Origin of the sequence: Cryobacterium sp. TMT2-10, from assembly GCF_004403075.1 — a bacterium.
Classification (GTDB): Bacteria; Actinomycetota; Actinomycetes; order Actinomycetales; family Microbacteriaceae; genus Cryobacterium; species Cryobacterium shii.
On sequence record NZ_SOGW01000003.1, the window covers coordinates 19,033 to 41,244 of the forward strand.

Annotated in this window: 20 protein-coding genes and 1 pseudogene; 13 read left to right on the plus strand and 8 right to left on the minus strand. The window is 61.3% G+C overall.

The window, feature by feature from the left end:
* Positions 1 to 2: 2 nt before the first annotated feature.
* The 3 genes from E3T37_RS00160 to rfbB are packed head-to-tail and all read right to left on the minus strand — an operon-like array spanning position 3 to position 2,985.
* Positions 3 to 1,148 carry a glycosyltransferase family 1 protein gene (locus tag E3T37_RS00160; protein WP_134364839.1) on the minus strand — a complete coding sequence of 382 codons (1,146 nt, stop codon included), beginning with the start codon at positions 1,146 to 1,148 and terminating at the stop codon, positions 3 to 5.
* Positions 1,145 to 1,999, minus strand: coding sequence for a dTDP-4-dehydrorhamnose reductase (gene rfbD / locus E3T37_RS00165; RefSeq protein WP_134364840.1), 855 nt, complete (start codon positions 1,997 to 1,999; stop codon positions 1,145 to 1,147). Before rfbD ends, E3T37_RS00160 begins: the two co-directional genes overlap by 4 nt.
* A complete protein-coding gene (rfbB, locus tag E3T37_RS00170; protein ID WP_134364841.1) occupies positions 1,996 to 2,985 on the minus strand; it encodes a dTDP-glucose 4,6-dehydratase in 990 nt (329 codons plus the stop codon). Before rfbB ends, rfbD begins: the two co-directional genes overlap by 4 nt.
* A gap of 72 nt (positions 2,986 to 3,057) precedes the next feature.
* Between rfbB and E3T37_RS00175 the strand changes: the two genes are divergently transcribed.
* Complete coding sequence (locus tag E3T37_RS00175) at positions 3,058 to 3,666, plus strand: dTDP-4-dehydrorhamnose 3,5-epimerase family protein (RefSeq protein WP_134364842.1); 609 nt, start codon at positions 3,058 to 3,060, stop codon at positions 3,664 to 3,666.
* Between the two features lie 2 nt (positions 3,667 to 3,668).
* Positions 3,669 to 4,538 (plus strand): glucose-1-phosphate thymidylyltransferase RfbA, encoded by an 870-nt coding sequence (rfbA, locus tag E3T37_RS00180; RefSeq protein ID WP_134364843.1) that lies wholly within the window; start codon positions 3,669 to 3,671, stop codon positions 4,536 to 4,538.
* A 1-nt stretch (position 4,539) separates the two neighbouring features.
* On the opposite strand, the gene E3T37_RS00185 is transcribed toward rfbA, so the two are convergent.
* Complete coding sequence (locus E3T37_RS00185) at positions 4,540 to 5,412, minus strand: glycosyltransferase family 2 protein (RefSeq protein WP_134364844.1); 873 nt, start codon at positions 5,410 to 5,412, stop codon at positions 4,540 to 4,542.
* Between the two features lie 148 nt (positions 5,413 to 5,560).
* On the opposite strand from E3T37_RS00185, the gene E3T37_RS00190 reads away from it, so the two are divergent.
* The 3 genes from E3T37_RS00190 to E3T37_RS00200 are packed head-to-tail and all read left to right on the plus strand — an operon-like array spanning position 5,561 to position 8,742.
* Positions 5,561 to 6,850: a glycosyltransferase family 1 protein gene (locus tag E3T37_RS00190; protein WP_241994512.1), complete on the plus strand. Its 1,290-nt coding sequence runs from the start codon at positions 5,561 to 5,563 to the stop codon at positions 6,848 to 6,850.
* The gene (locus tag E3T37_RS00195) at positions 6,843 to 7,772 is read left to right on the plus strand and encodes an NAD-dependent epimerase/dehydratase family protein (RefSeq protein WP_134364846.1); all 930 of its coding nucleotides are present in this window, start codon (positions 6,843 to 6,845) and stop codon (positions 7,770 to 7,772) included. The genes E3T37_RS00190 and E3T37_RS00195 overlap by 8 nt, the downstream gene beginning before the upstream one ends.
* Positions 7,765 to 8,742: a glycosyltransferase family 2 protein gene (locus E3T37_RS00200; RefSeq protein ID WP_134364847.1), complete on the plus strand. Its 978-nt coding sequence runs from the start codon at positions 7,765 to 7,767 to the stop codon at positions 8,740 to 8,742. Before E3T37_RS00195 ends, E3T37_RS00200 begins: the two co-directional genes overlap by 8 nt.
* On the opposite strand, the gene E3T37_RS00205 is transcribed toward E3T37_RS00200, so the two are convergent.
* Genes E3T37_RS00205 through E3T37_RS00215 form a run of 3 tightly spaced genes read right to left on the minus strand, consistent with a single transcriptional unit; the run spans position 8,707 to position 12,136 of the window.
* Positions 8,707 to 10,005 carry a polysaccharide pyruvyl transferase family protein gene (locus E3T37_RS00205; RefSeq protein WP_134364848.1) on the minus strand — a complete coding sequence of 433 codons (1,299 nt, stop codon included), beginning with the start codon at positions 10,003 to 10,005 and terminating at the stop codon, positions 8,707 to 8,709. The genes E3T37_RS00200 and E3T37_RS00205 overlap by 36 nt on opposite strands.
* Positions 10,002 to 11,186 (minus strand): ABC transporter ATP-binding protein, encoded by a 1,185-nt coding sequence (locus E3T37_RS00210; RefSeq protein WP_134364849.1) that lies wholly within the window; start codon positions 11,184 to 11,186, stop codon positions 10,002 to 10,004. Before E3T37_RS00210 ends, E3T37_RS00205 begins: the two co-directional genes overlap by 4 nt.
* Before the next feature lie 29 nt (positions 11,187 to 11,215).
* A complete protein-coding gene (locus tag E3T37_RS00215) occupies positions 11,216 to 12,136 on the minus strand; it encodes an ABC transporter permease (RefSeq protein WP_134364850.1) in 921 nt (306 codons plus the stop codon).
* 320 nt (positions 12,137 to 12,456) lie between these two features.
* Between E3T37_RS00215 and E3T37_RS00220 the strand changes: the two genes are divergently transcribed.
* The 8 genes from E3T37_RS00220 to E3T37_RS00255 all read left to right on the plus strand — a co-directional run bounded on the left by E3T37_RS00220 (position 12,457) and on the right by E3T37_RS00255 (position 21,849).
* A complete protein-coding gene (locus E3T37_RS00220) occupies positions 12,457 to 12,927 on the plus strand; it encodes a hypothetical protein (RefSeq protein WP_134364851.1) in 471 nt (156 codons plus the stop codon).
* 20 nt (positions 12,928 to 12,947) lie between these two features.
* Positions 12,948 to 15,212: a hypothetical protein gene (locus tag E3T37_RS00225; protein WP_134364852.1), complete on the plus strand. Its 2,265-nt coding sequence runs from the start codon at positions 12,948 to 12,950 to the stop codon at positions 15,210 to 15,212.
* A 228-nt stretch (positions 15,213 to 15,440) separates the two neighbouring features.
* A complete protein-coding gene (locus E3T37_RS00230) occupies positions 15,441 to 17,069 on the plus strand; it encodes a DUF2142 domain-containing protein (protein ID WP_134364853.1) in 1,629 nt (542 codons plus the stop codon).
* Between the two features lie 143 nt (positions 17,070 to 17,212).
* Positions 17,213 to 18,292: a glycosyltransferase family 2 protein gene (locus E3T37_RS00235; RefSeq protein WP_241994510.1), complete on the plus strand. Its 1,080-nt coding sequence runs from the start codon at positions 17,213 to 17,215 to the stop codon at positions 18,290 to 18,292.
* Positions 18,289 to 19,362, plus strand: a complete 1,074-nt coding sequence (locus tag E3T37_RS00240; RefSeq protein WP_134364854.1) for a UDP-N-acetylglucosamine 2-epimerase — start codon at positions 18,289 to 18,291, stop codon at positions 19,360 to 19,362. The genes E3T37_RS00235 and E3T37_RS00240 overlap by 4 nt, the downstream gene beginning before the upstream one ends.
* Before the next feature lie 20 nt (positions 19,363 to 19,382).
* Complete coding sequence (locus tag E3T37_RS00245; RefSeq protein WP_241994511.1) at positions 19,383 to 20,645, plus strand: hypothetical protein; 1,263 nt, start codon at positions 19,383 to 19,385, stop codon at positions 20,643 to 20,645.
* A 94-nt stretch (positions 20,646 to 20,739) separates the two neighbouring features.
* Entirely contained in the window at positions 20,740 to 21,471 is a 732-nt protein-coding gene (locus E3T37_RS00250; protein ID WP_198415921.1) for a glycosyltransferase family 2 protein, read from the plus strand.
* A gap of 6 nt (positions 21,472 to 21,477) precedes the next feature.
* Entirely contained in the window at positions 21,478 to 21,849 is a 372-nt protein-coding gene (locus E3T37_RS00255; protein ID WP_134364856.1) for a DUF2304 domain-containing protein, read from the plus strand.
* 168 nt (positions 21,850 to 22,017) lie between these two features.
* On the opposite strand, the pseudogene E3T37_RS16610 reads toward E3T37_RS00255, so the two are convergent.
* Positions 22,018 to 22,212, minus strand: a pseudogene (locus E3T37_RS16610) (hypothetical protein); the annotation flags it as partial.

The following is a 22,212-nucleotide window of genomic DNA, read 5'->3' on the forward strand; positions in this document are numbered from 1 at the left end:
GCCTACAGGTCGGCGTGCAGCAGCCAGACCCGCTCGGCGGAGTCGCGCCAGCTGAACGCGCGGCCCCGGTCGCTGCCGAAGATACTCAGCCGGTTGGCCAGCGCGGTGTCGGTCAGCACCCGGGTCAGGGCCGCGGCGAGCCGCTCGGGGTAACCGGCGGCATCCTCACGCTCCACGGCCAGTCCGGCGTCGCCGGCGGCCTCGAGCAGGGCGGGCGCGTCGGAGTGGATGACCGGGATGCCCAGGTGGAACGCCTGGATCATCGGTCCGGCGAAGCCTTCCTCCAGGCTCGGGTAGACGAACACGGCGGCCCGGGAGATGACCACGGCGAGTTCCTCGTCGGTCAGGCCGTTCATCGCACGCACCCGGCCCCAGGGCAGGCCGGCCTCGTCCGCGACGGAGGCCAGGTCGAGTTCGCCCCAGGTGTCGGGTCCGAGCACGATCAGGGGAAGATCCGGGGATCCCGGCAGGCCGAGGCCGGCGATCAGGGCCGTGATCGCCTTGCGCGGTTCCAGCGTGCCGACGGTGACGATGTACTCGGCCGGCAGGCCCAGGCGTTCCGCGATGATCTCGGTCGCGGAGGAGTTCGACGGCAGCCGGAGGCCGCTTCCCACCCCGCCGCCGATCACGCGCACCCGGTCGCCGAAGTCAGCGATCTCTGCCAGCTGCTGGGCCACGGCGTGGCTGGGCACCACGACCGCATCCGCGTGCTTGCGGGCGCGCCGCACCATGGCCTTGGTCCAGGCCACGGTGGTGGGGGTGAGGGCTTCCGGATGCGTCCACGCCAGCACATCGTGGATGGTCACCGCGACCTGGCTGCCGTCCTTGACCATGCTGTGGCGGCGCAATGGGGCCAGCAGCGACGGGGCGTGGATCATGCCGGACCCGGACGTGTTGGCGATGCCCAGCTGCCAGGCCGCGGCGAGCTCCCGGCGGGGAAGCGTGGTCTTGTGCAGGCCGGCCAGGCCGGGCAGGGCAGCCTCGATCAGGGCGTAGTGCTCGGCCGGGGAGGACGACACGATTCCCTCGACGTCGCACTCGGCCGGGGCCGCGGCGATCAGGGCCCGGGTCAGTTCTTCGGTGTAGCGTCCGATTCCGCCCGGGACCGGTGCGATCATCTGGTCCAGGACAACACGCAGGGTGGTCATTTGTCTTCGAAGATCCCCTGCTGGGCCGCCGCGGTGAGCGCCTCGCGCCAGTCGCGGATGGGGGCCAGGCCGGCAGAGGCCCAGGCGTCGTGCCCGAGCACCGAGTACGACGGCCGGGGGGCCGGCCGCACGAACTGCGAGCTGTCGGTGGGGGTGACCCGCGCCGGGTCGAGGCCGGCCGAGGCGAAGACCGCCTGGGCGAAGCCGAACCAGCTCGTCACGCCGGAGCTGGTGCCGTGGTAGATGCCGGCGGGCGCGCCGGAGTCGAGCAGGGCAACGATCTGCGCGGCCAGGTCGGCCGTCCAGGTGGGCTGGCCGACCTGGTCGTCGACGACGCTGAGGGTGTCGCGCGCGGCGGCGAGCTTCAGCATGGTCTTGGGGAAGTTCGGGCCGTGCTGGCCGTAGAGCCAGGCGGTGCGCACGATGTAGCTGCCCGTCGGGTGTCCCTGCAGCACGAAGGCTTCGCCGGCGGCCTTGGTGCGGCCGTAGGCGGAGATCGGGTCGATCGAGGTGTCCTCCGGGTATGGGGAGGTGGCCCTGCCGTCGAACACGTAGTCGGTCGACACCTGCACGAGCTTGGCCCCGGTGGCGGCCGCGGCCAGCGCCAGGTTGCGCGGGCCGGTCGCGTTGATGGCGTACGCGGCATCCTCGTTGGTCTCGGCATCGTCCACCTTGGTGTACGCGGCGGCGTTGATGATGACGTCGAAGCCGGTGGCCGCAGCCAGGACCGCGTCCTGGTCGGTGATGTCCAGCTCGGCGCGGTCGAGGGCCGTCACGTCGCGGCCCGCGAGGGCGGCCTGCAGGTCGCGGCCGAGCATTCCGGCCGCGCCGGTGATCAGGTACCGCGTCATCGGCTCAATGCCGCACGGGCCTTGAGCGGCTCCCACCAGGGGCGGTTGTCCCGGTACCACTGCACGACATCCGCGAGGCCCTGCTCGAACGGAACGAGGGGCGCGTAGCCGAGTTCGGCCTGGATCTTCGAGATGTCCACGGAGTAGCGCAGGTCGTGGCCGAGACGGTCGGCGACCCGGTCGACGTAGGACCAGTCCTTGCCGGTCGACTCGAGCAGCATCTCGGTGAGCTCCTTGTTGGTGAGCTCTGTGCCGCCGCCGATGTTGTAGATCTCACCGGCGCGGCCGCCGACGAGCACCATGGCGATGGCGCGGGTGTGGTCGTCCACGTGCAGCCAGTCACGGATGTTGTTGCCCTCGCCGTAGAGAGGAACGTGCTTGTCGTCGATCAGGTTCGTCACGAACAGCGGGATGACCTTCTCCGGGAAGTGGTACGGCCCGTAGTTGTTCGAGCAGCGCGTGATCGAGATGTTCAGGCCGTGGGTGCGGTGGTAGCTGCGGGCGAGCAGGTCGCTGCCGGCCTTGGAAGCGGAGTAGGGGGAGTTCGGCTCGAGCGCGCGCTCTTCGTTCCATGAGCCCTCGGCGATGGAGCCGTAGACCTCGTCGGTGGAGACGTGCACGAAACGCTTCAGGTCGTGGCGCAGGGCCGCGTCGAGCAGCTGCTGCGTGCCGAGCACGTTCGTCTCGACGAAGATCGACGCGTCGCGCACCGAGCGGTCCACGTGCGACTCCGCGGCGAAGTGCACGACGGCATCGAGGGAGGGGAAGAGCTCGTCGAGCAACGCTGCGTCACGGATGTCCCCGTGCACGAACGAGTACCGCGGCGACGCGGCGACCGGGGCCAGGTTCTCCAGGTTGCCCGAGTAGGTGAGGGCGTCGAGCACGACGACCTCCGCGCCTTCCAGGCCGGGGTAGGCGTCTTCGAGGGTGCGCCGAACGAAGTTCGAGCCGATGAAACCGGCTCCGCCGGTGACGAGGATCTTCATATGGAGGTAACCGTTCCGTTTGATGAAAGTGCCCCCGCGATTCTACCGGACAGCGCTTGGTACACTTCCCCGGTGAAGATCCGCGAACTCTCCATCCCCGATTCCTACGAAATCACTCCGAAACAGTTCGGCGACGACCGGGGGGTTTTCCTCGAGTGGTACCGCTTCGACCGCCTCGAAGAGACGATCGGGCACCGCCTCGACATCGCCCAGGCCAACACGTCGGTGTCCAAGCGCGGTTCCGTGCGCGGCATCCACTTCGCCGACATCCCGCCGAGCCAGGCCAAGTACGTCACGGCCACGCACGGCGCGGTCCTCGACTTCGTCATCGACATTCGCGTGGGCTCCCCGACCTTCGGCCAGTGGGACAGCGTGCTGCTCGACGACACCGACCGGCGCGCGATCTACATCGCCGAGGGCCTCGGTCACTGCTTCGTCGCGCTCACCGACAACGCCACGGTCAGCTACCTCGTCACCGCGCCCTTCAACCCGGGCCGCGAGCACGGCATCAACCCGCTCGACGCCGACATCGGCCTCGTCTTCCCGCCCGAAGCCGGCGAACTGCTGCTGTCCCCGAAAGACACGGATGCGCCGAGCCTGGCCGAAGCGGCCGCCAGCGGCCTGCTGCCCACCTGGGCCGACGCGCGTGCGTTCTACGACTCCCTGAACGAAGGAAAGTAACAATGCGCGGAATCATCCTCGCCGGCGGATCCGGCACCCGGCTGTGGCCGATCACCAAGGCCATCTCCAAGCAGCTGATGCCCATCTACGACAAGCCGATGGTCTACTACCCCTTGTCGACGCTGATGATGGCGGACATCAATGAGATCCTCATCATCACCACGCCCGAGTACAACGATCAGTTCCGGGCACTGCTCGGCGACGGATCCCACCTCGGCCTGCGGATCGAGTACGCCTCGCAGCCGTCACCGGACGGGCTCGCCCAGGCCTTCATCATCGGCGAGGAGTTCATCGGGGACGAGAGCGTCGCTCTCGTGCTCGGCGACAACATCTTCCACGGCGCCGGCCTGGGCTCGGCACTGCGCGGCAATGCCGACCTGGTGGGCGCGCGGATCTTCGCGTACCACGTGAGCAACCCCACCGCCTATGGCGTGGTGGAGTTCGACGAGAGCATGACCGCGCTGTCGATCGAGGAGAAGCCGACAAAGCCGAAGAGCAATTACGCGGTGCCCGGCCTCTACTTCTACGACAACTCGGTCGTCGAGATCGCGAAGACCATCGAGCCCAGCGCGCGCGGCGAGCTCGAGATCAGCACCGTCAACGAGCGCTACCTCGCCCAGGGCAACCTGCATGTGCAGGTTCTCGACCGTGGCACCGCGTGGCTGGACACGGGCACGTTCGAATCGATGATGCAGGCGTCGGAATACGTGCGCGTGATCGAGGACCGTCAGGGCTTCAAGGTCGGCTGCATCGAGGAGATCGCCTGGCGCGCCGGCTGGATCTCAAACGCTGAGCTGGAAGCGCTGGCGGAGCCGCTCAAGAAGAGCGGATACGGGCGCTACCTGACCGGGCTCATCGCCACGGACAACTGAACTAGCCGAGCCGGCCGGTGCGGGCTAACACGCGGGCCCGCACCGCCAGGCCGAGCTTGAGTGCCCAGCGCACGGGAGCCAGGTACGGAGCCGAATACTTCTTTTCGAGGTAGCGGTACGCGCTGTCGTGGTGGGCGCGCACCATCTTGCCGGACTCGGTGCTGGTCGAGTGCGCACCGGTGTGCACGACCGACGCCTCGGGGGTATAGACGTTCTTCCACCCGGCCTTGCCCAGTCGGTAGCCCAAGTCGACGTCTTCGAAGTACATGAAGAAACCCTCGTCGAAACCGCTCAGCTCCTCGAACGCGGTGCGGCGAACCAGGAGGCAGGAACCGGACAACCAGCCGACCGTGCGTCGGGTCTCTCCGCCCTCGCCGTCATCGCGATAGGCGCGGGTCCAGGGGTTGTTCGGCCACGTTCGGGCGAAGAGGGCGTGGCCGATACCTGTGCGCAGAGAAGGTAGCTCTCGACCCGAGGGGTAGGTCGATCCGTCCGAATTCAGAACGCGCGGCCCCACGGAGCCCACGCGTGCATCTCCGGCGATTTCTGCCAGCATGGCGCTGATCGCGCCCGGCATCAGTTCAACATCCGGATTCGAGATCAACACGTATTGAAACCGTGGCGGCAGCGATTCCACGGCCGCATTTATCGCCCCGCCGTAGCCGCGATTCTCGGAAAGCGCGAGCAGCCGGGCGCCGTGCAGCCGGGTGATTTCCGCCGTGGAATCCAGATCCGCCGACTGGTTGTCGGCGACGACTACGGTCAGTTTCACGTCTTCGCTCAGGCGTACGGACCTGAGGAAGCCATTCAACTGGGTGCTGGAGTTGTAGCTGACGGTAACCACCGCTGTGGAGTCAAGAGGAGGTTGGGACATGAATGCCAATCATACCGGTGGCCCTTGGGGACGCCGGAGCGGTGTCCACCCCCAGCAATCAGCAATCGCCACTTGATAGGGTTGGGGCGTCACCCGGGTTTTCAGCAACGCCGATTTGTGACTGTGAACTAGGAGAGTCTTTTTGAACGTGTTCGGCAGAATGATTCGCATCCTTCGCGAGCACGGACCACGAGTCTTTGCCATCAGAGCAACCCATGTCGTGCTTCGACCGGTGCGGGTGCTCCAGGCGGAAGGACCGCGGTCATTCGCGGTTCGGACCCTGGCCAAGGCCAGCCAACGGCTCAGCAGGTACAAGCCCATCATCCTGGTCAACAACGATGATGCGGCGAAGGTCGACTGGACGCAGGCAGCCGCTTGGCAGAGCGACCCCATCTCCGTTCAGGACGGACCCGTTGAAATTGCGTGGATCATGTCGCCCCCCGGCTTGGAAAGTGGCGGTCACCAGAACCTGTTCCGCTTCATCGATTTGGCGGAGAAGGCCGGGCATCGGTGCACGATCTACCTGTATACGACCAGTAACCACCCCGTGAGCATTCCTGACATCAGAGGAATGTTGAAGTCCGCTGCTGCCTACCCCGAAGTCACCGCGAACATCCGAATGTACGATCCGAAGGCGGGCGTCAAGGCTGGTACCCAGGCCATCTTCGCGACGGGGTGGGAGACCGCCTATCCCGCGTACCTCGACACGTCGATGGCGCGCCGTTTCTACTTCGTACAGGACTATGAAGCGAGCTTCTACCCGCTCGGATCAGAATCCCTGCTTGCCGAGAACACCTACCACTTCGGCTTCCACGGCATTACCGCAGGCGGCTGGCTTGCGCACAAGCTCTCAACGGAATTCGGAATGGCCACGGACCACTTCGATTTCGCAGTGGACAAGACGCACTACAGCGTGACGAACCTGACTCGCCGATCAGAGGTCTTCTTCTACGCGCGTCCGGTCACACCTCGGCGGGCGTTCGAGTTCGGGCTTCTCGCGCTGGCCGAGTTCGCTCGGCTGAAACCAGATGTCCGAATCAACCTCGCCGGTTGGGATGTGTCGAACTGGGAGATACCGTTCGCGTATACCAATCTTTCTAGTCTCGATATCTCTGAACTCAATTCCGTCTACAACCGCTGCGCAGCAGGCTTGGTGATGTCCCTGTCGAACATGTCCCTGCTCCCCCTGGAGTTGCTGTCGAGCGGAGTCACACCCATCGTCAATGACGGTCCCAACAACAGGATGGTGTCGGAGAACCCCTTCATCGAATACGTCCCGGCATCGCCGTTGGCGATTGCACGGAAAATGGCCGAGGTTTTCGATCACCCGGATGCCGTGGCACGGTCGATCGCGATGTCCGAATCCGTTGCTCAAAACGACTGGGCCGATTCCGGTGTCCAGTTCATGACGGCCTTCGAGAGGGTCATGCGTGGCTAAGACACTGGTGATCGGTGGCAACGGGTTCATCGGCTCGCACCTGGTCGATGCCCTTTCGCTCGCCGGTCACGACGTCACGGCGTTTGATCGCTTCAGCGCACCGAACCCGGTGTTCTCGGCGAGGAACGTGGTTGTGCTTCCTGGTGAGTTCCTGAGTCGGGCCGACCTGGACTCCGCGGTTCGAGGCCAAGACTACGTCCTCCATTTTCTGTCGACGACAACGCCGGCGACGGCAGAGAGCGACCCGACACTCGACATTCGCACGAACATCGCCCAGACCGTTGAGCTGCTCGAGTCGTGCGTGGACGCGGGGGTCAAGCGCTTTTACTACGCGTCGACCGGCGGCGCAATCTATGGGCAGCAGGGCAAGGCCGACTACGCCGAAACCGATCGCGCGCTGCCGATCTCGCCATACGGGATCGGGAAGCTGTCGATCGAGCACTATCTGCACTATTTCAGGATCAAACATGGTCTGAAATCCACGTCGCTGAGGATCTCCAACCCGTACGGGACTCGGCAGAAGGCCAACAAGAAGCAGGGCCTGATCCCGATTGCGCTCCGGCAAATCGTGCTGGGGCGTCCCGTAGTCCGTATGGGCGACGGCTCCATGGTGCGCGACTATGTCTTTGTTGAGGACCTCGTGCAGATGCTGACCCCGATGGTTGGTGTCGAAACAGAGTTCGATCTGTACAACATCGGCAGTGGGATCGGTCATTCGGTCAGTGAGATCATCGACTCTTTGCGCCGGGTGACGCGAGTTGATTTTGAGGTCACGGAACTCCCCATCCCGCCGACGTTCGTCGATCGGGTCGTCCTGAACACCGACCGCTACCGGTCCGAATTCGGCGCGTCGCGGCTCACCGCGCTTGACGAAGGCGTGAGATTCACATTCGAAGAAATAAGAGCTCAGACACATGACTGATCAACCACTCGTCACCGTCGCGATCCTGACCTATAACGGTGAGGTGTACCTCGAGCGCATCCTGCAACAGGTTACGACTCAACAGATCGATGGCGACGTTGAGGTGCTCGTGATCGATTCCGGGTCGACGGATTCGACGCTCGACATCGTTCGCAAGTTCCCGGCAGTGCGTCTGCACGAAATCCCAAACTCAGAATTCGGCCATGGCAAAACTCGAAATCTTGCCGCCCAGCTGGCAAACGGACAATTCATCGCCTTCCTTACTCACGACGCGATTCCGGCGTCTGCGCAGTGGCTCAGAGAGCTGTTGGCGCCATTCGCTCTGGACACCCGAATCGTCGCCGTCATGGGCAAGCAGATACCGCGCGCCGGGTGCTTTCCGCTGCTCAAGTATGAAATTCAGGGAGTCTTTGCCGGATTCGGCCCCGATTTCGGCACGTCGATCTTCTATAAGGATGACTTCGTTCAGAGCGAAGGCGTGCTGAACGCGGTCAGTTTCTATTCCGACGTGAATTCGGCGGCACGCCGCGACTTCCTGGTCCACACGATTCCGTATCGCGACGTCCGGTACGCGGAGGATCAGCTCTTCGGCAAGGACCTGATCGAGGCCGGGTATCGCAAAGCGTACTCCGGGCGGGCTGCGGTTGAACACTCCAACGATCTCACTCTCGCCGAATACCGGCGGCGCATCTTCGACGAGACAGTCGGACTCCGACAAATCGGCTTCGATATTCCGGAATTGACACGCGCAAACCGATCGCGGTTGATCATCCGTGGCGTGGTCGGTGACACCCTAAGAATACTGCGGGACGGTAACTTCGGCTGGAAGCGAAAGCTTTACTGGTTGGTCGTCAACCCGGCCTATCAAATCCAGAAGTGGAACAGCTATCGTGCCTCCACCCTGGTGGATATCTCCGATGAGGAGGCCGTGCGGTCAGGGTCGTTGGAGCATACCCGCAAGACGATGTAGGGCCGTCCGTGCCCTTCGGGCCGGCCTGGTGACCGCGACGGCCAGGCGCCACCACCGGGAACGGGTAATCCTTGCCAACGCGTTCTCGGTCTGGGTTAGTCGGTGCTCCAGGTCGTCGATCCTGGCCTGCTGCACCTCGCTATTCTCGGCCGTCTCCTGCGCCGTCTTCCGCGTCATCGCCGCAGACTCCTGAGCCATCGCCTCAGATTCGGCGATGGCAGCGAGCCGGGCCGACTCGCTGCCGGCGAGTGTCAGGTCCCGATCGCCGATTATCTGCTGGGCTTGCGCGAGAAGGACCTCGTGGCGGATCCGCGACGTCACAGGGTTCTCGACGGCTACCAGTGGCACGGATTCCTGCTCGTTCTGCCCGAGGATGGTTGCGTAGCGGTCAAACGCACGGGCTATGGCCGCAGTATCCCTCTCAATGGGCTCCGAGAAGTCGAAGGCCTCGGTCTCCATCCGGTCGATCATCTCCCGGAGTTGACTTCGGTCGGCCACCACGTGGGCTCCCAGACCACGGTCCTCGAAGTAGTTCTGTGCCTTCTGCTGGAAAACCGAGGCGAAGGGGATGTTCTGGCTGTAGGCAAAAATCGATGCATGCAGGGACGATACGATAACCCGGTCCATCTGACCCACGACCGAATGCAGCTCGAGGGGGGTGAGGGCGTCGAGAAAGATCGAATTCGATTTGTCAAAGGGTAGATGGCGCATGAAGGTGGCGTCGCCGTTGTAGTGCGTGAACGGGATGTAGACCTTCTTGTGCGGAATGGAGTTGAGAAGGGGAACCAGGTTCTCGATTTGGCGCAAGGAGTGGGGAACCATGTGGATTCCCACGAGCAGCTCACCAGGTTCGATCCCCGGGATCTCGTAGTGGTCGCTCCGGAGCAGGGTGGTCGCGCACGGGACGATTTCGGCCTGCGGCACCCACCTGCGTAACACGTCGACCTCACGGGATGACCGGGCCGAGACGTAGGCGTAGTCCTTGAGATAATCCAGCCCGCCAGCAGTGTCCCATACGCCGGCGGCGTTCAGGATGTGGGCACCGGGTTGACGGAAGACGTCGTAGAGCCGATCTCCGGCGGGGCGAATGAGTTCGCCGCCGCCGATGATCATCTGCCCTGGCATCCGCTCGCCGAGCGGATCAACGATTTGGGCCGTGATGCCCCGCTCGGCGAGAATCTGAGCGGCAGCTATTCCGATGGCAATATCCCCAGTGTTGAGACTGATGGAATCGAAAAGAAGGTTGCCGATCTGGGCGGTCACTGAACCTGGGGCGCGAGGGCGAGCGTCGGTTTCAGCCTGATGAGGCCCATGCCGTAGTCGTCGGTGGGAATGTCGAACGAGGCGGCGCTCTCCTTGCGGTCGAAATTCTCGCCGTTGGGCATGCCGAGTCCGACACCGACAAGGTACTTCCCAGATCCGAGCCGAATGTCGGGAAGGGTGAGTTCGATCACGTGCTGGCCTACGGTCGTCGGCAGCGCGACATCCATCCCGAAGCTGTCCATCGCGTAGATTGCCATGCCCAGGGTCGTCTCGATGGATATCCCGACACCCCAACCCGGGATCGATTCGTTTACGTTCACGGAAACCTTGATGATGACGTTATTGTGACCGTCGTCCGTGTTGGTTTCAGCTTCTACGGACGCGATGTTCAAGCGCGTCGTCGATACAGCGGTCGGGAGCGAACGGAGTTTGTTGACCCGATCTGCTTCGTACCCGTCGCGCAGGATGCGAATGCCTTCTGCCGGATCCCCGTCATGAACCATGGAACCGGCGTGCAGAACAACGACCCGATCGCAGAGGCGACCGACCTGATCGGAGGAGTGACTGACGAGGACGATAGTGCGGCCCTCGGACTGGAACTGCGCAATCTTTTCCATGCACTTCCGTTGGAAGGGTTCGTCACCGACTGCGAGCACCTCGTCGACCAGCAGGAGGTCAGGGTCGACGTGCACAGCCACTGAAAAAGCGAGCCGAACGTACATGCCTGAACTATAGAACTTGACTTGGGTGTCGATGAAGTCTGAGATACCGGAGAATTCGACGATGTCGTCGAAGTTTCTGTCCGTCTCGAACTTATTCAGCCCGAGGATGGCGGCATTGAGGTAGACGTTCTCGCGGCCGGTGAGGTCGGGGTGAAACCCCGCGCCCAGCTCGAGCAGGGCCGCCATGCGGCCGCGTCGGACCACGGTGCCGGTGGTCGGCTGGATGATCCCACCAATCACCTTCAGCAGTGTGGACTTGCCTGAGCCGTTGTGTCCCACCAGGCCGACCGTCGATCCGCTGACAATATCGAGGTTCATTTCGCGGAGCGCCCAGAAATCCTGGACATGGCGCCGCGACCGACCAAACGTCGTCAATCGCTCCTTGACCGACTTGTCCTTGTGCAGAATGAAGCGTTTTGACACATCCTGCACCCGCACGATGCTCGGGAGGTGATTCATGCTTGCAACTCTTGGGGGATAACTCATGGTTACAGCTCCTGCGCGAAATTACCCTGCAGCCGCGAGAATACGCGCTGCCCGAACCACAGCAGCACGATGCTGATGGCAAGCGAAATCCATAAGCGAAGTGCCAGATCCGGTGGCCAATTCGTCTGGCCGACCTGTGCCGCCCCGTCGATCCAGAACGCCTTCTGCATTCCGAGCACGCTCAGAGTGACGGGATTGGCCAGGTAGACCTGTTCGAGGAGAGTCCCGCCGATTGCCTTGTGAACAAACGAGAAGGAATAGACGATGGGCGAGGCCCAGAACGCCACAGTGAGCGCTACTTCGACGAGATGCTGAAGATCCCGCAGGTAGACGGTTGACGCGGCCAGAACCACGGCCACCGCCGTCGCAAAAACTATGACGTTGGCGAGGGCCAGGGGGGCGTAGGCCAGATCGGACGTCAGCGGAAACTTGCCCAGCACCAGAGTCGCCACCACAAGGATGACCAGTTGCAGGGCGAAATTGAACAACGCTCCGCCGACGCTGGCCAGGGGAAAGATCTCCCGGGGCAAATAGACCTTTTTGACGAGACCGGAGTTGTTCACAATCGACATGGTGCCACTGGACACAATCTCAGTGAACAGACCCCACACGGTCAGGCCGACGAAAACGAAGATGGCAAAGCTCGGGATATTCCGCGCAACGCCCAAGACCTGACCGATGGCGAAGTAGTAGACGAGGAGTTGAACCAGGGGTCTGACCAGACTCCACAACACACCCAGTGAGCTGTCTTTATAACGTGCCCTGATCTCACGCTTCACAAGCAAGGTGAGAAGTTCTCTGTGTGCCCACACGTCCCGCACGGACGACCAGGTGCCTGTGACGAAGCCAGTTGACTGGCCAACCGGAACGAGGGGCTCCTGCTCGATGCGCAAAGCACGCTCTTGGGCGCTGGCCCTGATCATAGACAACTTTCGTTCATGTAGATAAATGTAAGTTCATCGAGTCTAGGCGATGATGCTGAGAGTCGTGCCGGGAGACATGGCAGCCAACGATTAAGCGGTGGGCGCCCCTGCGTCGCCAGGCGGCGGCGAACATCAAAAATTGGGCCCACGGGGGCGCTGTTCGAGGTGAATAGCCCCGTAGCGCGCTGTGATTGCGTCAGTCAGGCTGGAAACTTAGGGATTTGCGGCAAATATTGGTGCGGAATTGAACCGAAACGGCGGTGCGGCCCACTAATCTGAACCGAGTCGTAAAATCGGCCAGTTCTACGGGGGAAAGCGCAATGGGGGACTTCGGGCGTCGATCAAGCGTGATCGCCGTCGTCGTGCTCGTTTGCGGGGCTCTGTTCGGCTGCACGAACACGACCGGGGGCGCAACGGCCCAGAGCCCGTCCAGCGACGACCGGGCCGTCGGAGGAGGTCCGGCCAAAGGCATCGTGGCATCCGCGACGCCTGCGCCGCCGGAAGCCGTGGTCGTCGTCGCGGGCGTGGACGTCGACGGAGCGCACGTGTCCGCGTCCGGTTATCTGGCCGGCGTCGTCGAGTCTGGTGGAGAGTGCACCTTTGTGTTCGTCCAGGGTGACTCGACCGTCAAATCCTCGAGCGAATCCGCAGTCGACCGAATGAGCACGTCATGCGGGACCGTCCAGGTTCCGATCGGCGGCTTCTCGCGCGGACGCTGGACCGTGAGCCTCGAATACAAGTCAACCAACGTCGCGACAACGTCGCAGCCCATGAATCTGGAGATTCCATGAAACGTACACGCTTCATCGGAATGACAGTTGTCACGACCCTCCTAGCGTCCCTTCTCGGATTCATCGGCACGACGAGCGCTCAGGCAGCCGACGCGCGCCAGTTCGACCCGGGCAACATCATCAGCGATGCCATCTTCTTCGACGGCGGCATCATGAGCGCCAATGATGTCCAGGTTTTCCTGAACTCCAAGGTCTCTTCCTGCAGGGTGGGCTACACCTGTCTGAAGGACTACCGACAGGACACGCCCACAAGGGCGGCTGTTTCCGGTGCCTGCGCTGCCTACATCGGGCGGTCCTCCGAGAGTGCAGCCGATATCATCGCTCGCGTCGGGGCGACCTGTGGAATCAGCCAGAAAGTTCTGATCGTGCTGCTCGAGAAGGAGCAGGGACTTATTACGGACGATTGGCCGGGTGCGCGGCAGTATCGGAGCGCAACGGGCTTCGGCTGCCCCGACACCGCACTCTGCGACACGGCCTACTACGGATTCTTCAATCAGGTCTACGCTGCGGCCCTTCAGTTCAAGTACTACGCCGCAAACCCGACCCGCTGGAACCACATCGCTGGTCGCGTGAACAACATTCGATTCAACCCCGACGTCAACTGCGGAACGAGCCAGGTCTTCATCCAGAACCAGGCGACGGCGGGTCTCTACAACTACACGCCCTACCAGCCCAATGCAGCAGCGATCGGGAATCTCTATGGGTCGGGCGACGCTTGCAGCTCGTACGGCAACCGCAACTTCTGGCGCATGTTCTCCGACTGGTTCGGTTCTCCCATCAACGCGAGCAGCCTGCTTCGAACCAATTCGAATGCATCTGTGTACCTGATCTCCGGTGCAAGTAAGTATCCAATTGCGTCCATGGGCATCCTGAACGCCCTGAGTCCCCTTGGCCAGGTTGGATATGTGTCCCAGTCGTATCTGGATTCGTTTGCAACGAGTCACCTGGTTGGGCGCAGTCTTCGCAGCCCAGCTGGGACAATCTACTTTTACGACGCAGGGATCAAACTTCCGTTCGCTTCCTGCGCACAGGCCGTTGACTACGGTGCCTCGTGTGCGTCGGACGGATATGTCCAGTTGACTCAACCTCAAATAGATGCGTTCCAGGCCGGTCCAGTCTTGGGCCCGGTCCTGGGTACCGTGGAGGGGAGCCGTTACTATATTTCGGCCGGAGTCAAGCGTGAGATCCTCGATGACCGCTCTCAGACTGAGGCCGGCATCCCCCTTGGGATGAATGTCCTCACTGAGAACGCGGTTGCACATCTCCGCCTCGGTCCACCAGTCGTTCGGGATTCTGTATTCGTTCGCACTCGGTCGACATCTGATTACTACCTCGTCGCTTCCGGCTTGAAGTCTCCGGCCAACGGCGTAAGTGGCGCGGTAGGGCTTCCTGCGCGGCTTTCAGGGTCGCTGAACCCGTCGAGTCTCGACTTGGTTCCCTCGGGGGGAGCGCCGTTCAACGGGGTTCTGCACGTCCAGGGCTCGTCTGTGGCCCAGGTCCTCGTAAGCACTGGACGCTACGAACTAGTCCCAGGCGTCGGGGGGTCTTCAGCGTTGCCCGCGACGGGGGCCAGTCAAGAGCTTGTGGACTCCTACCCGCTCATCAGCAAGATCGATGTCGGGTCCCTGATCAAATCACCTGACAATGGGACCGTCTATCTGGTCATGCCGAATGACATTAGACCGGTGGGATCATGGGAAGCCTTGCTGGCTCTCACTCCGGGTCGGTCGAACCCCGTCATTTCTGTTGTACCGAGTGGGTTCATCGCTGCGCTGCCTCAGGGCGTGGTAGCTCTCTACCCCGGAGCCCTCGTGCGTTCCCCGGAAAACGCGACCGTGTACCTCATCAACGGCCTGACCAATCGGATCCCCTTCAGCAACTTCGACATGCCGCTGGAGGCCGGTTTCAAGAACTTCGGTTTCGTTTCCAGCGAGAGGCTGGCAGCGTACCCTCTTGCTACCGAGAACATGGGCTTCGGCATCACGTGCGATTCGCAGAACTATGTTTCGTCGGGCGGTCTCTTGCACCCCCTCGCCCAGGACATCGCTGCTCTGTACCCGTTCAAATTCACGGTGTTGGACAAGTACTCCTGCATGAACACGTCGGTTGGAGTTGCTGCGACTAGGTTTATCCGAACACCGGACGGCTCGATCTTCTTCTTGGACGCTGGAAGAAAGCGGCCCATCGCGTCAATGACGCGGTTGGCAGAATTGGGTGGGGCGGCTGGCTGGCTGAACGTCGTGCCGTTATTCGCGTCCGCGATTCCCACAGGTCCAGCGGTGTAGACCCTCCCTGCATCGGTTTCGACGGGCGAAGTTCGTTGTCAGTGTCGGATCTCGCGACGCAGTGCGCGCTCCCGGGGCGGGTTGACTGCGGATGCGTAGTCCGGTCGCGGTCACGCTCGAGCTCATTGGGCAGGACGACCAAAGTTAGGTATCCCCGAGGCGGCTCCATCCGGCGCAACGAAGTCGGTCGCCACCTGGCAGCGGCCAAAGGAATACTAGGCTGTACGGGTGCTGGACTACCCAGGCGGCGATGGCGGCGGTGCCAACGGTGATGGAGCGGTTCATGAGGGTGAAACCATGTTGAAGAAGATACTGACTGCGGCGCTCGTGCCCATGGCGTTGTTCATAGCGCTGGTGAGTTGGGGGGTATCCTCTCCCGTTGGTTCCAGCCCGGATGATGACTTTCATATGGCGAGCATCTGGTGCGGGCAGGGGCTTCGAGAAGGCCTCTGTGAGGCAGGGAACACCCAAGCAGAAAGGCGCGTACCAGACACTCTGACCGAATACCCGGCGTGCTTTGCGCATTACCCTGAGCGCAATGCCTCTTGCCCTCAAAAACCATCCACGACCATGACAAGCACGAATCGCGGGAATTTTTCCGATGGCGCGTATCCACCTTTTTACTATGCCGTGATGAGCGTGTTCGCGGGAGAAAGCATAGCGACGTCGATTCTCCTAATGAGGGCCTTCAATGCCTTTCTCTTCGTCAGTGTTGTGTCGTCCGTCTATTTCCTCATTCCGAGATCGGATCGCGGTCCTTTGGTTTGGGGGACGCTGGTTTCGATCGTTCCTCTCGGTATGTTCCTGGTGCCAAGCGTTAACCCGAGTAGCTGGGCCGTCATCTCGGCCGCTACCCTGTGGATTTCTCTGCTTGGATATTATCGGGCCCGGGGCGTTCGGCGGCGAGTGGCGCTGGGTGGGATCGCGACTGCGATGACGCTGGCAGGGGCTGGAGCCCGCAGCGATGCAGCGGTCTATGGCGTCTTGGCAATGCTCGTTGTTGCCGTTTTGGGGTTCGAGAAGACTCGCGGCTTTGTCCTTAAATCACTATTGCCGCTTGCGCTCGCGGGACTGTCGGTCGGGCTCTTCTTCAGTGCCGGTCAAGCCGCTGTTCTTGACCCGACTGCTCTTGCCCGGACCACACAGGACGGTATTTGGGCCCTGACGGTGACCAACCTGAGATTGCTCCCCGAGCTCTGGGCAGGCAATCTCGGCACGTGGGGATTGGGGTGGCTGGACACGGCCCTTCCTGGAAGCGTTTGGGTGACAATGCTCGCGATGTATTCGGCGCTTGCATTCTGGGGCCTTCAGAGGCTCCCGTGGAGAAAGGGCATTGCGCTGGCAATGGTGTTTGGAAGTTTGATTGTGGTCCCGATGTACATTCTTGTTCATGACCAGATCATTGTGGGTTCCTACGTCCAGCCGCGTTATGTCTTCCCCCTCATGATTCTTCTGGCGGGCGTGTCACTGGTCGGGCTTGGGCGAGGCGACGTCAGGCTGTCTCGCCAGCAACTCATGGTGCTGGCGACGTTGGTCAGCTTGGCTAATGCCATCGCGCTACACATCAACATTCGGCGCTACGTTACGGGCTTGGATGTGGACAAGCTTGACCTCAACCACAATGCCGAATGGTGGTGGGTATATCCGTTCTCGTCCATTTCGCTCTTCTCGCCCGTGGGGATCTGGGCGGTTGGCACGGTGTCGTTTGCCACAGCTGCAATTGCCATGGTCTTGATCCTTGGAGTAAGAAAAAGGGGTGAGGAAAGCGATTTCTTGACCGGCGTGGACGTCACCGAAACCGGATCCTCAAATGCGATTCGTCAGAGCGCGGTCCAAAACACTGGGGTGCTGCGTTGATTTATCGGCGCGCGCTCCGTCGGCCCAGCCTAGGATTTTGCCGGCTCGCCCAGGTGGTCGGCGGCGTCTGATGGCGCGGTCGCGATGTTTCACCTCGCTAGAGTTGAAGCTGAGAAGGCGAAGTGGCGAAGTTGGAGTGATGCGTGGACAACCCTGAAGATCGATCAAAAACGATGTCGATTTCGGTTGTCATCCCAAGTTACGACTCCGCTTCCTGGTTGCCGTCCACTCTTCGTGCGCTGTCCGACTCAATTTCGCGCTCCCAATGGAGTGCAGAGGTTATCGTCGTGAACGACGGCTCTTCGGATAACACCGTGTCCACTCTGACGGAGTTGCAGGCGGGTTACCCCTATAGATTGCGCATTCTGAACCAAGAGAACAAGGGGCGGTTCCTGGCTCGATGGGCAGGAGTCAACGCAGCGGAGAACGAGTGGATATTCATTCTCGACTCTCGCGTGCTGATGAACGAGGATTCCCTTGACTACCTTCTGAAGACCATGTCATTGCAGAACGACAATCAGTCGTGGAACGGTCATGTCCTGACGGACCCCATGTCGCCTCTCGTTGGTCGATTCTGGGAAGTGCCGACGTTCGTGTTTTGGGGCGATTATCTCGCCCACCCGCGTCCAACGCTGATCACGTCTGAGAATTTTGACAAGGTTCCGAAAGGGACTGGTTGCCTCGTCGTTCGAAAGCAGTTGTATCTGGAAGCGTGCCGTGCAGTGTGGCCGAGTGGGAATGCACATCTCGTGTCCGACGACACGAAACTGCTCCGATTCATCGTTGACCGCGCCCCAATCCGGATTGACCCGGGCTTTTCGGCGACGTACCGCCCGCGCACGACCTTGAAGGGGTTCCTGGCGCATAGCTGGACTCGGGGGACCTTGTTCGTGGACAGCTATGCCGGCACGAGTGTCGCCCGGAATATCGTTCTCGTTTCTCTTGTATTCGCCCCGCCGGTTCTCGTGGGCTTGGGTCTTGTCCTCTCTCTGCTCGGGCGCTGGCAGGCCCTGGCTCTGGAAGGGGTCGCGGGCGCCGCCGGCCTATTGATCCCCTTGGTTATCGCATCCATCCGAGGCTGTCCAGTTCGAGCCGGACTCTCGTACGTGACATTCATCTTCCCCTTTGGTGTCTCATTTTGGGCCGGTCTCACTCGAGGCGTGATTGTCCACCGAAGATCATTCCAAAACCGCAAACAATCCATGAGTGGGGCTCAGCTTTGATCATTTTCATTTACGGCACGACTGCGGAGGCAATCAAGATTGCACCGATTGCTCGCCGACTGGATGAGCAAGGGATTCCGTACCAGCAGTGGCTGACGCTTCAACACACGACGGCCCTTCTTAAGGCGCTGCCAAGTCTCGGCCTTCCTGCGCCGGATCGTCTCATTGCCAATGGGAACCGGGGCGAGCCACTCCGCAGCTCAAGTGACGTCCTCCGATGGCTGTGGCAGATCACGAAGTGGATTCGCACCAATGTCGGACCACTCAGGAAATCACTGCCGTCGAATACCGTCATCGTTGTGCATGGTGACACGCTTACAACAGTCGTGGGAGCCTATATCGCAAGGCGACTCAAGGTTGAATGCGCTCATATCGAGGCTGGATTGAGATCCGGAAACTGGCGACACCCTTTCCCCGAGGAATTGGACCGACGGGTTGTGGGGCGATTGGCCACTATCCACTACACGCCATCTCTCGAAGCAACGAGCAACCTGGGTTCCAGGAAAAACGTCGTTCACACGCATGGGAACACTGTTCTCGATGCGGTGCTCGACCACAAAGAGCAAGCCGGAGAAGATCCTGATCCGTTCGGTGTCGTTCTTCTGCACCGTTTTGAGTTGATCTCCAATCTGCAACTCTTGGAGGAGACGATTTCGACTCTCGCCGCGCAGAGCCCGGTTCCGCTGAAATTGATGGTCGATGCCTATTCGGAACAAGCTCTGCAGGAGGCCGTCGCCAAATTCGGGGCAGGTAAGCTAACGCCTCAATCGAAACTTGAACATGAAGACTTCGTGAATTTGATCAAGAGCGCGCAATTCGTTGTCACGGATTCTGGCGGAATTCAGGCAGAAACAGCCTTGATCGGTGTCCCTACACTCATCCACCGAAAGACAACGGAACAGGCTGAAGGCATAGGCAGCAATATCGTGCTCTCGGAATGGAAGATGGGAAAGCTTGCTTCGTTCCTCATCGATTTCAAATCATACCGACGACCTATCAACAGGCCGGAGCACTCGCCCTCGGACGTGATCGTTGGAGACCTGGTCGCTAGAGGCTTCGCCGCGCATTGACCCGTTGGAGTGGTGACAAGATGATTGAAAAGTCCGGCAGCCGGTTGAGCGGCTTGGTGTCGCAGCATGGCAGAGCAGTCTTCGAGATCGGCGTGGTCAGCGTTGTCGGCATTCTCGCAACCGCAGGATTCCAAATCCTTTCGATTCGCGGCCTCGGCCCGCAGGGGTTTGGCCTGTTGGCATCGTTCCTGGCGCTCATCAACGTCGCCGCAATCGGGAGTTCAGCGCTCAGGAACTCTGTTGCGGTCGTGACAGCGCATGCGGCATTCACGCCGGAACCCGGCGTGGCAGCGGCAAGGAAGCGTCCAGACAGTTCACTGATAGAGGCGCTGGTGCTCGGGGGCCTGTGTACGTTGGCCGTCCTTATCGTTTCGCCCTGGTTGGCGACCTCCCTTGAAGCGAACTTGCCCGCTCTCATCGTTACTGCCGGAGTAGTGCTCCCGTACTTCCTCTTCGCACGAGCCCAAGGTCTCCTTCAAGGGGCAGGGGATTCAAGGGCTGTCGTCTGGTGGTCCAGCGGTGCACAGGTTGCGCAGCTCATCCTGACTCTTGTTGTGTTGGCGCTTGGATATGGGGCAGTGGGCATTCTTGGAGTCCTGCTCGTCACAGCGTTCTTGGGTGCCCTCGGAGCGTCTCTACAGGCTCGCAGACATTCTGTTCGGGCTGGAAGGCGACCATTTTCAACGAGCGGTTCCATTGTGTTGCTCATTACGATCGCCCTCGCCTGGCTGACGAACGCCGACGTCATTCTTGTTCGATCCGGAGCTGCTCCTGAACTGGCAGGCGCGTACGCCGCCGCCGCAGTTCTCGTGAAAACGATCCTGATTGTTCCCGCGACTCTTTCTCTCTACCTGCTTCCGCGTTTTGTCAAGCGAAGAGGGGACGCCTCGATGACGCGTCTTGGAGTGAACGTGACTTTGGGTATTACTGCACTCGGCGGGTTCGCGATGTTTGTCGGGGTTTCCTTGCTGGGGTTTCTGATTGTCCCGATCCTGTTCGGTTCCGGGTACGAGTTCAGCATCAGCGTCCTTCCCTGGCTTGCATTAGCCTGGCTCCCGTGGGCCATGGCTCAGGGAATTCTCATTCGGCTGACGGCGTCGAGCTCGAAGGTTGGTCTTGCAATCCTTCTGGCTGCCGTTCCTATCCAATGGTTGGGTTCACAGGCCGTGTTGCCAGACATCGGGGCGGTCATCCTGGTCAACGGGCTGCTTGGACTCGTTGTCTTTGCGTGTCTATTCGGCATCCACCTCGTACGCAGTCGCGCGGAAAAGGTACCCAGTTAGCCGTTGCCCAAGGGCATCCCGGTAAACGTGTGGTCGACCCCTATGCGCGGCAGCAGTCCAGAGTGCCATCGGCGGGGTTGTTAGGATGGAATCCATGACATCCTCGCCATTGGAACGAACGCTCATCGTCATGCCCGCGTTCAACGAGGCGGAGTCCGTGGGGGACGTGATTCGGGAGATTCAGTCGAAGCTGCCTGGCGCAGACTGTCTGGTGGTCAATGATGGCTCAACCGACGCGACCACAGCGGTGGCTCGTGCGGCCGGCGCAACTGTGGCTGTGCTGCCCTTCAACCTCGGCGTCGGTGGAGCGATGCGGCTCGGCTTTAAATACGCTCTCGAGTATGGCTATGAGAACGTGGTTCAGATCGACTCTGATGGCCAGCATGACCCCGGAAGCGTGCCGGCTCTGCTCAAGCAACTTGAGCATGCTGATCTTGTTATCGGCGCCCGATTTGCGGGGGAGGGTGACTATGCGGTCCGGGGCCTTCGGAAGATGGCCATGCGGCTGCTCGCCACCATACTCAGCCACACCGCGAGAACGTCGCTTACGGACACGACGTCCGGGTTCAAAGCATGCGGTCCCCGGGCGGTCGGACTCTTTGCGGAGCACTATCCGGCAGAGTATCTGGGGGATACGGTCGAGGCTCTTGTCATCGCGTCGCGAGCCGGCTGCACCGTCGTCCAGGTCCCCGTCTCCATGCGTGTGCGTGCAGGGGGGACCCCGTCGCACAATCCTTTTGAGGCGGCAACCTATCTCGGCAGGGCTTTCCTGGCCCTGCTCTTCGCTCTCGTCCGACCAACCGCCAGCCTCACAACGAAAGCCTGACATCAGATGAGTCTGACCTCTTATATTTTTGGTATTCTCGCGGCGTTGGCTACTCTCGGTGTCGTAATCGAGATGTTGCGCCGCAGGCGTCTTCGGGAACGGCATGCCATCTGGTGGTTGATGTCCGGTTTAGCCGCACTCATTATCGGGATCTTTCCGGGTGCTCTGACTTGGGCGGCGGATCTTGTTGGTGTTGAAGTGCCCACCAATCTCGTGTTCTTCGTGAGCATCGCCGTTCTAGTGCTGGTGTGCATTCAACACAGCGCAGAACTGACCGACCTGGAAAACGAGACTCGTACCCTCGCCGAAGTCACCGCGCTTCAGGACGTTCGCATCCGGCGCCTCGAAGCCACCTCTTGGAGTGCTGAGGGGCGCTAGAGCATGCCCCTCCAGGGCCACCTCGATTATCGGTGATAGCAGGCACAAGTTCACGCGGCCCTACCGGCCGCAGACAAACCGGCAGATCGAGCGATTCCACCTCACGCTCGTCCTCCGGATCGATAGGCCGATCCGGAATTTGTCAAGGTGAATGAGGCCAGCGTGAGTTTAGGCGGCTAGTTTTGCTTCCTGTTCCTTCTCTTCTTGCTCGGCTGGTTTGTTGATCCAGGTGGTGCCGGGCAGGGCGAGGATCTTCGGGTCGGTCGTGGTGCCGAATCGTTCCGGGTTCTGGGCGCGTGCGGCGGCCAAGGTCGCTGACCGGTCGATGGCCTTGCCGGCCGCGAGGCCGTAGTGGACGTCCGC

What these genes read in the sequence shown, in the direction of transcription:
- E3T37_RS00160 (WP_134364839.1), bottom strand. Translation starts at nt 1,148, where the DNA reads ATGACCACCCTGCGTGTTGTCCTGGACCAGATGATCGCACCGGTCCCG.
- rfbD (WP_134364840.1), bottom strand. Translation starts at nt 1,999, where the DNA reads ATGACGCGGTACCTGATCACCGGCGCGGCCGGAATGCTCGGCCGCGAC.
- rfbB (WP_134364841.1), bottom strand. Translation starts at nt 2,985, where the DNA reads ATGAAGATCCTCGTCACCGGCGGAGCCGGTTTCATCGGCTCGAACTTC.
- rfbA (WP_134364843.1), top strand. Translation starts at nt 3,669, where the DNA reads ATGCGCGGAATCATCCTCGCCGGCGGATCCGGCACCCGGCTGTGGCCG.
- E3T37_RS00185 (WP_134364844.1), bottom strand. Translation starts at nt 5,412, where the DNA reads ATGTCCCAACCTCCTCTTGACTCCACAGCGGTGGTTACCGTCAGCTAC.
- E3T37_RS00200 (WP_134364847.1), top strand. Translation starts at nt 7,765, where the DNA reads ATGACTGATCAACCACTCGTCACCGTCGCGATCCTGACCTATAACGGT.
- E3T37_RS00210 (WP_134364849.1), bottom strand. Translation starts at nt 11,186, where the DNA reads ATGAATCACCTCCCGAGCATCGTGCGGGTGCAGGATGTGTCAAAACGC.
- E3T37_RS00215 (WP_134364850.1), bottom strand. Translation starts at nt 12,136, where the DNA reads ATGATCAGGGCCAGCGCCCAAGAGCGTGCTTTGCGCATCGAGCAGGAG.
- E3T37_RS00220 (WP_134364851.1), top strand. Translation starts at nt 12,457, where the DNA reads ATGGGGGACTTCGGGCGTCGATCAAGCGTGATCGCCGTCGTCGTGCTC.
- E3T37_RS00225 (WP_134364852.1), top strand. Translation starts at nt 12,948, where the DNA reads ATGACAGTTGTCACGACCCTCCTAGCGTCCCTTCTCGGATTCATCGGC.
- E3T37_RS00245 (WP_241994511.1), top strand. Translation starts at nt 19,383, where the DNA reads ATGATTGAAAAGTCCGGCAGCCGGTTGAGCGGCTTGGTGTCGCAGCAT.
- E3T37_RS00250 (WP_198415921.1), top strand. Translation starts at nt 20,740, where the DNA reads ATGACATCCTCGCCATTGGAACGAACGCTCATCGTCATGCCCGCGTTC.
- E3T37_RS00255 (WP_134364856.1), top strand. Translation starts at nt 21,478, where the DNA reads ATGAGTCTGACCTCTTATATTTTTGGTATTCTCGCGGCGTTGGCTACT.